Source organism: Mariniflexile sp. HNIBRBA6329, from assembly GCF_043558645.1.
GTDB lineage: Bacteria > Bacteroidota > Bacteroidia > Flavobacteriales > Flavobacteriaceae > Mariniflexile.
Map to the genome: position 1 here is coordinate 1 of NZ_JBIFXS010000006.1, position 14,181 is coordinate 14,181.

Annotated in this window: 7 protein-coding genes; all 7 read right to left on the reverse strand. The window is 33.5% G+C overall.

The features are described 5' to 3' along the window. Positions 1 to 2,201 (reverse strand): SusC/RagA family TonB-linked outer membrane protein (locus ACGK9U_RS09005; RefSeq protein WP_394466042.1); only part of this gene is annotated, 2,201 nt, incomplete at its 3' end. 22 nt (positions 2,202 to 2,223) lie between these two features. Next, positions 2,224 to 3,654 carry a fasciclin domain-containing protein gene (locus ACGK9U_RS09010; protein ID WP_394466043.1) on the reverse strand — a complete coding sequence of 477 codons (1,431 nt, stop codon included), beginning with the start codon at positions 3,652 to 3,654 and terminating at the stop codon, positions 2,224 to 2,226. Between the two features lie 39 nt (positions 3,655 to 3,693). After that, positions 3,694 to 5,370: a fasciclin domain-containing protein gene (locus ACGK9U_RS09015; protein ID WP_394466044.1), complete on the reverse strand. Its 1,677-nt coding sequence runs from the start codon at positions 5,368 to 5,370 to the stop codon at positions 3,694 to 3,696. Positions 5,371 to 5,384: 14 nt separating this feature from the next. Then, on the reverse strand, positions 5,385 to 6,869 hold the full coding sequence (locus ACGK9U_RS09020; RefSeq protein WP_394466045.1) for a RagB/SusD family nutrient uptake outer membrane protein: 1,485 nt from the start codon (positions 6,867 to 6,869) through the stop codon (positions 5,385 to 5,387). A gap of 19 nt (positions 6,870 to 6,888) precedes the next feature. Continuing rightward, on the reverse strand, positions 6,889 to 10,167 hold the full coding sequence (locus ACGK9U_RS09025; RefSeq protein WP_394466046.1) for a SusC/RagA family TonB-linked outer membrane protein: 3,279 nt from the start codon (positions 10,165 to 10,167) through the stop codon (positions 6,889 to 6,891). 1 nt (position 10,168) lies between these two features. Continuing rightward, positions 10,169 to 12,406 carry a fasciclin domain-containing protein gene (locus ACGK9U_RS09030; RefSeq protein WP_394466047.1) on the reverse strand — a complete coding sequence of 746 codons (2,238 nt, stop codon included), beginning with the start codon at positions 12,404 to 12,406 and terminating at the stop codon, positions 10,169 to 10,171. A gap of 282 nt (positions 12,407 to 12,688) precedes the next feature. Then, positions 12,689 to 13,996, reverse strand: coding sequence for a rhamnogalacturonan acetylesterase (locus ACGK9U_RS09035; RefSeq protein ID WP_394466048.1), 1,308 nt, complete (start codon positions 13,994 to 13,996; stop codon positions 12,689 to 12,691). Positions 13,997 to 14,181 lie beyond the last annotated feature (185 nt).

Sequence of the window (14,181 nt, forward strand, 5' to 3'; positions counted from 1 at the left end):
TTAAAACGCTCATTGAATAAAGCTAAATCAGCTCCTAAATTAAATTTACGTACAGTTTCCCATTTTAACTTTGGATTCCCAATATTTCCTCGAACCAAACCTTGAATACCTAATAGGTTTTGAGAAACGTAAAGTTGTTGAGCGGTATAGTTTCCTATGTCATCATTACCACTTACTCCTATGCTTGTACGAAGTTTAAGTAAATCTATGGCACTTGTGTTTTTCATAAAGTTTTCAGATGAAACTATCCAAGCTGCAGATAACGATCCTAATGCCGCAAAATTAATTTCCTCCCCAAATCGACTGGAGCCATCATAAGATGTATTCATGGTTAAGTAATATTTATTCGCGTAATTGTATTCTGCACTTATATAACCGTTAACCCAGTTCCATTCACCTAAAGCACCACCTACTTGTCTTAATAGGTTGCTTCCTGCACCTACTGTAGTAAAATCATCTGTAGCAGAATTAAACCCTAATCCAAGATCACTTTCAGATTCGTTTGATTGGGAACGAAGTCCAACTTTTAAATAAAAATTATGTTTATAATCAATACTTTTATTGAAGTTCAAATAACCATCTGTATATAGAGAATAATATTGTTGTACTTCACTACCACTACGATTTTTTGCAATTGCTGTTGGCAATATAATATCTGAAACACCAAAATCTGGAATAAAAAAGTTTTCACGTTCCTTGTTTAGTGTAAGGCCAACTAATAAATTCGCTTTTAAATATTTATTTATATCATATTGGAAATTTAAATTCCCATAGAAACGATAATTTTTATTAGTACCAATACTATTTTTGACGATTGCCAAAGGATTACTTACATTAAAAATATCTACATCTGCTAAATTTGGCGATACTTCACCTGTACTATTAATAGCGTTCCCAGCAACAAACGGCGATTTGGTTAGCGCTAAATACATTGGGCTAGTTTTATAAGCGAGCCCTTGGTCATGTTGATTTTCCGTATTATAAATAAAAGATAGATTAGCATTAACCGAAAGTTTTTCTGTTAAGCGCAACGCAGCATTAAGCCTTGTGTTATAGCGTTGTAAACTTGTATTGCCCATAATCCCTTCACTATTTAAATAGCCAACAGATATACCGTATTTTGCAATATTATCTCCACCTCTAATTTTTAAATAATAACTTTGGTTTTCACTAGCTTTAAATACTTTATCTTGCCAATTCGTATCATTATGGTATTGGTAATATGAACCACTATCAGTATTATCTAGCATCCACGGTCTATTTGCAATTTGTTGTTGGGTGTCTCCTCTAGTTGCTAATAACTGTGATAAGTATGTTCTATAAGCACCTGACTTCATAACTGGCAATTGATGAGGGTCTTCGTTGATACCTCCATACATAGTAAAATCAATTTTTGTACTCAAATCTACAGGACGTGTTGTAGTAATAATAATAACACCATTTGCGCCTTTTGTACCATATAGAGATGACCCATCTTTTAGAACGGTAACATCTTCAATATCTTTAACATCTAACATAGAAAGCGGTGAAGTACCATTAAATTGGATAATGCCAGAACCGTAATCCTCATCATCGTAAATCATACCATCTAAGATAATTAGAGGTTTGTTAGTGGCGTAAAGTGAATTAAACCCTCTCAATGTTAAATAGGCACCAGAACCGGGCACGCCAGAATTACCTACACTAGAAAGTCCAGCAATACGACCTTGTAAAAAGTTGCCTAAAGACTGGTTAACAGGGTTGCTCCATTGATCTTTTTCAAAATCTACAACATAGGTTGCATTTGGGTTATTATATTGTAATTTGGAATTATCGGGCAAAATAGCTGTTTGATAAAACTGGGAATAACTCGCTTCAAAAAGTGTTATTTCTAATCCATCAATTTGATTTTTTAATGGATAAACTTTAGTTTGGTAGTTCTGACCACTTACAATTAGTAAACTGTTTAGATTAGGAACATTTATTGCAAAAGTTCCATCTTCTGTTGAGATTGCTGCTGAGAAATCTTTTACAGCGATGTTTATTCCTGAAATTCCTTTTCCTGATGTAGCATTTTTGACGATGCCTTTAATTTGAATACCGCTTGTTGTCTGTAAACCTTCAATAGTAGATTTTGAAGAACTTTGGGCATGAAGTCCACTTTCTATCCCACCGAAAAGCAGTATGCATAATAGACTTGTTAGTTGCAATATTTTTAGCATAATAGTTGGTTTAAAAAACATTTTATTTAATTACTGGAACCAGTTTTAAGTAATCTAAGGTTAATGTGTTATTACCGTCAACAGATGTATTATCGGCAATGAGAGAAATTAATCCTAAACTACCAGACTCATTAAGGGTAAACTCTCCTATATAAATTTCATCATAAACGTTTGGAGCTACATCTGTATAAGGTAATAAAGCTATAGGATCTGTTGCATCTCCAATACGCAAACGCTGTTGATATGTATTTACCTGAATATCATTAACGGCCCTCCAATAAACTTTATAGGTTGTACTGTATAAGTTATTTGCACTATAATTAATTGCAAATAAGGCCGTTCTGTGGTTTTGAACCATTATATCGTAAAATAATACTCCGTTTAAATCTTCTTTTTCTCTGTAAAAAGTGTTAGCACGTTTGTCGTTTTGACTAAAACCTCTTGGTTTTTCACCTTCAATTTGAGTTGTAAGCAATCGTGTTTCAAGTGGTACATCTAAAGAATTCATTATATATACAATGCCATTACTTAATTGTACTTCTTCAACTATATTAGCTTTATTTATAGGCACTTTTACCCCAAAGCGAGAAGTAAGTGTATCTGGTAGATTTTCGCGAGTAATAGCTTTTGGAAATGCAAAATCCCTAACATTAAAATAGCTAGCATAGATCGAGGTAGAATCAGTATTGCTCTTAATTAGATAAGGCTCCAGTTTTTGTACTTCACTACTATATGCATCGTCCTCTAATAAGAAAAAAGTATATCTGTTTCTCTCATTATTTAGATTGTAAACATTTGTTAGATAAGAGTTTGTTAACGAGTCCGCGTAAAGTTCATGAAACTCATTAGCTTTTGCAATACTATCAGAAGTGTATAGGTTAAATTCATCAAGGGTTGATAAATACGCACTCATGGCATTGCTTCCTATTTTGCTTTTTAAGTATTGCCAAATATTAGATTTAGGTTCGAGAGATTTGTTTATAATATGAAACAAACCATTTGACGCGTATTCATCAGCTGTTACAACATTTGCATCATCCATAGCAGTACCGTTTTTAAACTCTAGATACTTGTTTGAAAGCATTTGTATTGTAACCGTATTTTGAGTGCTAACAGATGAAAATGCAGTTAGTGCAATATGGTTTTGTACAAATAAACGCTTACTATTTAAATCACTTAAAAAGGCCGGATCAACTTGATTCATGGCTTCATTGGTTGGTACCCAAACGGTGTAAGTTTTAGAATTTGACAATTCAATATCTAAGCCTGTTTCAGTTAAAAGTTTTGCAAACTCAGAAGTTTCAGAGGTGTTTTTTATGCGTTCACTAAGTGTTTGTTTAAGGTTATTGTCATTTGTACTGCTTCGTCCTTCCCAAGAATCGGAACAAGAAACAGCTAGCAACATGGCCATGACCGGAAATATGATTTTTGAATATTTAATTATGGATTTCATATTTAATAGAGTATAATTAGCTATTAGTTAAATTATTTTTTATTGATAGATTAGTCCATCTCCACCTGACTCGAATTTAGGATACAATTGATCCATATCCACAGGTCTAAATTCTATAACATCTATCATACTAGTACCACCTGCATTAGTTGATGATTCCATTCTAAGCTTATGTCTACCTGTTGTTTCAACGGTTATAACACCTAATAACCTAGAATTATACGCCCCATTATAAGGTTCTATATGTCTTTTGTATCCTTGAGATTCTAAAACGCGCTCAGGCGTACCACTATCTCCCCATTCTGTCATATTAAGTAACCTAGAAAGTTGCACATCGTTAAAATAAGTACGAATAGATGTGGGGGTTCTGGCTATTCTTCGGTAGGAAACCCAAACTTTATATTGTCCTTTTATAATTACTGGTGTAGTAAATTCAATATTATTTATATAAGAATCACGAAAACGATAGATTTCAAATAAATCACCATGCCATCCCATTCCACTAGTTCCTGTTGGAGCTGTATAAGTAACATTTTGACTTCCTTCCCAAGTAACATCGGCTAACTCGGCATCAGATAATGATGCCCAATTTCCTGGTTTTCTAAAAACAGAACTTAACTGTCTAAATTCTGGTTGATCTGCGGGATCAAAGTATACAGGTGCTGGTAATCTTTTCTTAATAAAGAAATTCTTTTTTACAAAATGTACCACGCCATTTGATGCTGTAATATCGCTACTTTCTCTATTAATCTCTACTCCCTTCTCTAATACACCATTAAATGTTTCTTCATTAATTAGAAGTGTATCTGCAGCAAGCTTTAAACTAATTACTTCCAAGGGAGCTTTAGTAAGTGAGGTTGGTGTTACAGCCAAATCTGCTAAATAATTCAAACCTGGTAGTATACGATAAGCCACAAATAAATTTAAACTATCTTCCGGATTCATTGGATCATTGAGATGGCTATACTTTACTTTTAAATCATCAATAGTGTTAAACCCACTATCCTGAAAAACAGCATCTGTTTGAGTTAAAACACTTAAATAGCTCGCAATACCATCTTGGTTAAAAGTTATAGGTTGGTCTAATTTATCATACCAACCTGTAGCTTTTAATGCTTCAGTAAAAATAGAAAGAGAAGGATCGCTTTCTATAGTTTTCGCAATCGTTTTGTTAGCAACACGCAGTACCTTATCAATGATATGCATAATGCCATTACCTACTTGAACATTTGAAACAATAATTTTAGAATCTTTGTTTATAGTTATACTAGAACCGTCGGCATCATTTGTTGCACCTGTAACTAAAAATTGTCCCTGCAAACTTGGAGTAGCAATTTTGCCATCTGTAAATATGGTTGTTTCTACTTTTTGATCCAATATATGTAGTTTTGCAATTTCTTTAAGATCCTCTATTGGCACATCGACAAGTGAGGTCGCTCCTATATCCGTAAGATATGTCTCTACAGCATTATTTGTTGGCAAAAACAAAGTATAAGTTCCATACGTATTCATAAAAGACGCATAATCGGTTATATCTAAAATTTCGAGGAATAACGAGTATTCACTTGCATTGGCCCTTAGATATTCAGTGATGTTTAATGTTTCATCTGTAGACTCTCTGTACTTTTCTGGAGCACAGTTAACAAAAACTGTAACTAGTAAAAGAGTTAAAAACATAAGTCTCAATAAACCAGGTAATTTGAATAAATTTTTCATGACTTAATTTTTTTTTATTTGTAAAATGGATTCTGTACGAGTGACTTATTTGTATAAAGTTCGTACTCATTTATTGGAAGGTAGTGACTATTAGGGTCTTTTAGTTTCGCTAAAATACTTTGTTGCTGATTAGCTGGCGCCGTTTTTATGGCAACGTTAAGTATGATATCTATATACTTATAGTCCTCCTTACGCGCATTACGCAATATATCAAACCAACGTTTCCCCTCAAAAGCTAACTCTCGTGCTCTTTCTGCAAGAATGTAAAGTCGAACCCCATTCTTATCTTGTCCAGTAAGCTGTTCTTCTGTCAAATAGTTAGCAGACCTAGACTCTCGTATTTGGGCAATAATCTCTAAAGCTTCATCTCCCCTATCTAATTCATTAAGCGCTTCTGCTTTCATTAATAACACATCTGCATAACGATACACAAACCAATGAGTATCAGAATCTTCAAGTGTTTTACGAGTGTCCGAATTAAGCCCTGTGAATTTATAAATTTCATTAGTACCGGGTATGAATGAAGCACGTTCTCCTCGAATATCTTTATTTTCAGGGTTTTGCAAATCCAATCCATATACACTTTCTAAAACAGAAGATTCTGCGATGTACTGAGGACGCTGTAAAAAGATTGAATAAAAGGGGTTTTGATTTTGTGTTGTATATTGTAATTCAAAAATACTTTCTGTTGAATTTCCTCTTGCAAAAACTGTTGAAAACCATTGAGAACTAGAATTAACAAGTTGAAAACCAACAACTTTATCCGCCGCAATAAGTGCTTGATCATAATCTGCCACCCATAAATATACATCTGTCTGCATAGCATTGATTGCACTCTTTGTAATACGCCCTTTATTTTCAGGTGTATTACCGTAATCTTCTACGGCAAAGCGTTCTGCATCATTTAAATCTGCAATAACTTGAGTGAAAATTTCATTTTGAGAGACTTTTGGAAGCTGAAAATTATCTCCATCCGATAAAGTAGCATCTAACTTTAAAGGCACATCTTTAAACGTACGTGCTAAAGTAAAATAAAGATAAGCTCTAATAGCTAATGCTTCCGAAAGATAGTTGTTAAGCTGTTCCTGTGTAAAGGTGGGATCTATATTTTTTACATTTGGAGCAAGCTCAATTACTGTGTTACAATAATTGATAATTCGATAGAAAGCAGACCAACTGGTAAGACTGTTGGATGATAAAATATTAGTTGTTATCATATCTCTTTGCTCATCGGTCGTAAAGGCAGCCTCTGAAACCATCCCTCCTCTTAATTCTCCATATATAAACATATATTCTGCAAGTCTCAGGTCGCTTTCAGAGGGAGGTGTATTTAGCATTGAAGAATAAATACCTATTACAGCTGCTCTTACATCTTCTTTTGTTCTCCAAAACTCCTCACGTATAGTACCATCTTCTGGCTTCAAATCTAGATAGCTATCGCAAGACACATTGAGTATTGCTATTAAAACAGCTAGTGTATATATAATTTTTGTTCTCATGAATCAAATAATTTTAGTATTAAAATCTGGTTCTCAATCCTATTGTAAAACGACGGGTAGGAGGTGTTCTTGAAAAGTCTATTGCAATTCCAAAAGGATCTCCTCCTCGCATATTTACTTCGGGATCCTGACCACGATAATTTGTAAAAGTTAAAATGTTATCGGCAGTGAAATAAACACTTAAATCTTCAAGCTTTAAACTTTTTAAAAATTCTTTTTTAAATTGGTAACTAAAGGTTGCTGATCTAAATCTTAAGAATGAAGCGTCTTCTACATATCTATCGGATCCGAGCCAGTTATATGCCGCTCCATACACAGCACGAGGCATGTTCGTAACATCTCCAGGATTTCTCCATCGAGATAGTGTAGCTGTGCTTTGGTTATCGAAAGAGTACATGTTGGTTGTTATCATATCCGTACCATTAACAATATCATAATTTAAGCGGTAAGTAAAGAACATGAGTAGCTTGAACTGTTTATTGAAGGTGATAGAGGGGCCAAAACCACCTGTAAACTTGGGGTTACTATTGCCAAGATAAACCACATCACGGCTATCAATATTACCATCTTTATTAATATCTTCATAGATGGCATCCCCTGGCTGAAACAAATAGTCGGTATTGGGATAATTAAAACGCATGTATACCGTTTGTCCATTAGGACCTATAATAACATTTCCATTAGCATCTCGTGCTTGGGTAGAGGCCAAATCTGGATATACACCTTTAAATCTATAGCCATAAAAGGATCCAAATGGGTTATCAGTTTGAAGGAAGCGCTTAAATTCTCCATTTCGGTCTACATTACCACTTTCACTTGGGTAGAATTCTGAAATTTCTCGAATTATATTTTGATTTCTAGATATGTTAAAGTTAAAATCAACCTGCCATTTATCAGATTTAAAAGGCGTGGTGTATAAACCTACTTCCCATCCTTGGTTATCTAAAGTACCTACATTTTGATCAGAAATATTTGAGTACCCAGAAACAGTAGTTAAATCCAGATTTTGAAAAAGAAGATCTTTTGTTCTGTTTTTATAAAAATCTACATCAAGCATAATTCGTTTATCAAATAACTGCAAATTGATGCCTAAATTTTTACCAGTTAAGGTTTCCCATCTTAAGTTACTCAACTCCATGTTTTGTGGATACACACCATTATACCCTAAATATTCTGAATTAAAGTTTCCGTAAACATTAAAATAACGATAATCATGACGAGGCGCTCTACCAGACTGACCTAAACTGGCACGAAAACTAAAATCATCTACAAAATCTAAATTTTTCATAAATGGTTCACCTGAAACTCTCCATCTTGCAGAAATAGAAGGAAAAAGCCCATAACGATTATTAGGTCCAAATTTCGAATTTCCATCACCACGAAGCCCTACATTTACAATATATCTATCCAATAAACTATATTGCGTATTTATTAATGCTGCAACACTGCGAGACTGACTATTATTGTTGTACAATCTTAACTCAGAGTTTTGGGTTCTAGAAGGAACCGATGGGTCTGTTAAAAATACCGATGCTGAATTTGAGGTAAGTACTTGATGTGACTCATACCTATAGTCATTTGTCTGTAATGATAGTATTGTTTGAATATTATGTTTCTCTCCAATATCCGGTGTATAAATAAAATTCGTTTTAGAAGTCACACTAGTGGCATCTACATCAGCATCCGATGCTTGATTTACAACAGTTTCCGTAAACGGTCTTCCAGTTGCGTTTTGTGGTAAAAAGGCTTTGGCTTTAGTACTATTAAAATCGAATTGAAGATCAAATGTTGAAATTAACCTGTTAGGAATTAAATCTACTTTTAAATTGAAATGAGGAACAATACGATGTCCTGTTTGTTCATTTGAAGCATATTCAGCTAAGGCAACAGGATTGTATGTACGCGAGTACCCACCTTGAATATTTTGCGCTGGTGAAAAATAATTAGGTGTCAAATCTCCTAAATCATCATATTCGTAAATACTCATATTTGGCATTTTAGAATATGCAACACCTCTTAATCGATCACGATCACTACCAGAAAAACTATTTACATAATTACGCTGGGTATTTGTATTTGTATACGACAAATCTGCTTTAAATCGAATTCTATCAGAAACAATATAATCTAAATTAAGACGTCCATTAACACGTTCAAAACCAGTACCTTTTGTTACACCTTTAGAGTTGTAGTATCCTATAGAGGTAAAATAGCGTGCTTTTTCACCACCTCCTTGTAAAGAAAGGTTGTGTTCTCCAGTAATACCTGTTTGTGAAATAGCATCTATCCAATTCGTATTATTACCATAATTTTTGTACCAATATACCTCTTGTGGGTCATACTGAAACTCTTTAACGGTAAGGGTGTTAAGAGGTGTACCATTACGATTCATAAAAGCTTCAGGAATAAACTGTGAATATTGATCACCATTAAGCATAGGTATTGTACGCGGAAGCTTGGACATAGTACCCGTATAGCTATAACCAATTTTAGGAGCACTTACAGATCCTCTTTTTGTATTAATAATCAACACCCCACTGGCAGCTCGAGCACCCCACATAGCAGTAGCTGCGGCATCTTTTAGAATTGTGATGCTTTCTATATCAGAAGGCGCTACGTTCAATAATGCTGCATAACCTTGCTCATCGGCAGAACCAAAGTTAAAATCCTCTGGTATTGATGTTTCGTAAGGCATACCGTCTACTACAACCAAGGGATCCGACGATCCGGTGATGGAAGATGTACCTCTAATACGTATTTGCATTCCAGCTCCAGGGTCACCTGAACTTGCTGTAATATCAACCCCAGGCAATCTACCTTGAAGTGCCTCATCTATAGATGCAGCTTGAGTATTTTCAAGATCTTTAGCTTGAATAGTTACAACACTTGTCGTTAAATTGCGTTCAGCAATATTCAACAATCCGTTGTCTGGTGTTTTAGTTGCACTTATAACAATTTCATCTAAACCTTCGATGGATACCTCCATATTAAAGATAAAATTCTTTTGATTGCCAATAGCAACTGTTTTAGTTTTATAACCAATAGTTGAAATAACCAGTTGGTTTTGGATGTTTCTTACACGTATAGCAAATTTGCCATCAAAATCGGTTACAACACCTGTAATAGTTCGCTTTTCAGCATCTTGTTCTATTACAGTTGCTCCAGCGAGGGGCACTTTGTTTTCATCAAATATTTGTCCTCTTATAATATTAGATTCTTGAGCTGAAAGCTGTAAAGATGCAAGACTGATTACTACAAATGAAAAACAGTAAAAAAAGTTGGTAATATTATATTTCATTTTATTCTGTGTATAAAAGATAGTTATCTACTAAGTGGATTAGTGAGCGGTCTGCTAGGTGGTTGCTGTCACTTTTTATGTAGTTTGCAATTCTATCTGCAGAGTCTACAAATATTAAATCTCCAGGTGAACTCGATATGTTTACATAAGTTTTTTCTCCTAATTCAGTTTTTAATAGAGTTTCTGTTAAACCATTAATTAGACCGTCGTCAGATGCTGTTCGGTTCACTAGAATATGGTACTGTATAAAACTTTTTATTTGATCTTTTACCCCTTGTTTACTTGGATTAAAATCTGGAGTACCAGATACGGAATCACCTGGCAAAACACCATCAACAACTGCTTGTTGAATGGCATCATTACTTGGTATAACAATTGTAAGAGGAGTACCTAGTTCTATTCCTTCTATGGCTCCCGAACCCGAATCATACAAGTCTGAATTCTTTAAATATTCAAAGAAATATTCAAATTGAGAACCTGGTTGACCAGCAAGCTCAGATAAATCGACACCCTGAGGTTGTTCACTAAATTCAATTATATTGTCTATATAATAGGTACGACCATTTCGTTGGTCTTCAAACCCTAGAATATTTACGCGGTTTCCCAGAACTTCATTTCCAGCGGCAAAAACTTGGTTATTTTCCCATTTAATGTATTCACCTGGGAGATCAAAATCTCCAGTTCTAATGATTCCAGAACCTGAAAGATCATTCAATTCATCATTAGGCGTTGGAACAATGCCATTGTACAAAACCCTAAGCAATCGTGCCCTAGCTAAGGAACCATAAACGGAATTCCCATTAATTGGAGATGTATAAACCCATTGCGAACTAAGAATATTATAATTAAAACCTAAATTCATTAATATGTCATCTGAAGGGAGAAATAAGGTATAATTGCTGTAAATATTACTAATAATATCACGGAATCCTGAACCATCATTAAAAATTCGTGTAGCCAAAGTGAACTTAGGATCCAAGTATGCCGAGGTATAAACACTAAAGAATAAGTTAGATTCCTGTACTTTGTTCGTTCCGTAAAAAAAGCCATTGCTTAAAACTTTAGCTTCTACGACATCAGTGTTCATGTCTATACGAATATTCTCATCCAGAGCATTACTGTAACCTCCTACGGCAGATGGCCAAACGGCATTCTGAATCATGTGCGCGTTAAAAAAATCTTCAAAAACGTATTTTGGTAATTTATCTAAAGAAGGATAATTTTTTAATAACACCTCATCGATAAATTTTTGTAATGCTGTATTTTCAGGAACAATTAAAGTATAAGCATCACTTTGTCCATCATTATCGGCATCTTTTATATAATTCTCATTATTTGGCGAAAATGACAATGCAGGATCGTATACCTTAACAAATACTTCGTCAGTCTTTTTCGTATAGTTACGATACGATGTAGTAGCATCTTCATCGAAAACATAATTAACCAAATTGGTTTCTAACAATTCTCTGAAAAGACTATAATCTGAACTTGTTTCGAGTTTTTGATCTAGATTTATTAACGGCAATGAAACCTTGTCCAACTCATGAATAATCCCGTTTTCTGCAACAATATCTGTTTCCGTTGCATTTCCAGCTAAGACATTGAATCCTGTATAATTAGTATTTGGGAAAAAATAGTTATAATCATAAGCACTTAAACCAAATGCATCCATATACTCGCTCACAAAATAGGTGATGTACTTATTGTTGTTGTCCCCAGGAATATAATAATCCCCTCCCGGAACATTGTTTCGATTAGAGCCAACAACAATTTTAGGGGCTCCATTTACTATTTTTGTTTGAAAACCATCATAATAAGCAGTTCTTCGTCTAAATGCGTTGTCTTCTTCCCACCCCACATTGGATTGATAATCGGAAAGTCTTTCAGTACGAAAGGCGTTATATATTAAAGCATATTTTACAATTTTAGACGCCATTAAAGAATCTATACCAGATATATCGGAAATACCATTTTCTTGAAAAAATAAGGAAAAAGCATTGTCATTTGGCGCCATCATGGTCCAATAACCAGACTTACTTAATATATCCTTATATCCTGCCTTTTCAATTAAAGCAGTTAAATTTTTAAAATTACCTCGAGCTTCCAATTGTTGATAGATTGGGGCTTCAAGATCATCAGGTCTTGCATAATAGTTATCAATTTCTTCCTTAACACTGCAGCTAGTAGTGAAAATAATCAATTGCAAGAAAATCAAATGATAGAGTACTTTATTCTTCATTATTGTTTTGTCTTATTAAGTTTGTAAAAAATTAAGTAGTAGGGTATTCTTTTTTTGTCACTAGTTTTAGTTGGTTTAATAATTTTTAGTTTTTAGTTAATAATTAGTTTTGTTGGACAGGAATTGCAGTTTTAATTAGTTTTATTAAAAAATGGAATTTTTATAAAATCAAATTTAGTCCTGCAATTTGATTTGGTTATTATCAATCATCGCCAATACTTATCAAAATCTGTCAAATTATCTAAAACAAACAATTAACATGATTTTAAGACTTTTTTATGATTAATTACCTTCTGGTTTGGTCGTATCAAACCTTAGACTCATTGGCACATTCCAATTTTGAATATTGTCGGGCTTATTGGGATTATAATTTGGTGTGTTGGGATTAATATATTTGGCTATATCTAATTTTAATTGTTGGATACCTAATAACACAGCCTTAGCAATTTCGTTAGCGCCAAAATTGTTAAAATGTGTGTTGTCTTCCAATTTTTCTGTTTGTCCAGGAAATGTATTGGACGGGTATTGTACAAAAGCATTTCTAGAAGTTTCATCTCCCCAGCTTTCATACATGAGGGTTGTCATTTTAGTTAAATCTATTAGAGGTACATTTAAGTCTTTAGCAACCTTTCGCATAGCATCAGGAAAATCACCATGTGTAGACTTTAAATCTCCATCTTCATTGAAATGACGTCTTTGTGTTGGCGTAACTAATATAGGAATACCTCCTTTTTCCCTAAACTTATATATAAATTCCTTTAATAAATTAGTATATAAACCCCAAGCTCCGTTGCCTTCTCCTTTTGTTTTCTCATCGTTATGCCCAAATTCAATAAAAAGATAATCACCTGCTTTCATCTCAGAAAGTATTTTTATCAACCTGTTTCCAGATTTAAAAGAACTTAAGGCTAAACCTGAAGCTGCATGATTTGCGATAACTACATCAGAAGAAAAGTAATTGGTAATATATTGTCCCCAAGATGCCCAAGGTTCGATATCTTGATCGGTTACTGTTGAATCTCCAGCTAAAAATATTGTTGTAACCTTGGACGTTGGCGTAATCCTGATACTTTGTATACAAAATTCCCCTAAAAATTCTAATGTTAATTTATTATCCCAATTTAAATAATCAAACTCACGAGATTTAAGTTTAACTTTATGATTATCATCAATACTAGGTGTTCGAACATTTACTGTAAAACTTTTTGTTACAGTTTCATTTCTATTGGTTTTTACACTATTTAGCATCAATCTTCTTGATTCTGCTTTAACAGTAGTAACAGCACATTTATTTCCTCCCAAAACTAAATCTACTTTATAATTTCCTTCAGGGAGTTTAACAGAAAAATACACTGATTTTATGCCTGAAAGATAATCATTCTTAAATTTTACGTTTTTATAAGACCTAAAATCAAATCCGTAACCTAAACTATCCGTATATAAAAATGGTTTATTGATTGATACTCCGGAATTCTGGCTTAAATTTTTACCAAAATTAAACTCTTTAATTAATTCATTATTTTGAGTTTTTGCACAAACGGAGGTAAAAGTGCATAAAAAAATCAGAAGGATATTTTTAAAATAATTCATTATTTCTTATCTTTTGTTTTAATTTTTTTTAAACTTAAAATCTCCTTTTTTTAAATTAAATTTTATTTAAAAAAATTGCCTACCAAAATGAAATTTCGCACTCTAATAGGCAATCAAACTAAACTACATTCTAATTAGAGATTTCATATCCTGTTTTTTCTAATAAACAACATTAGAAATACATT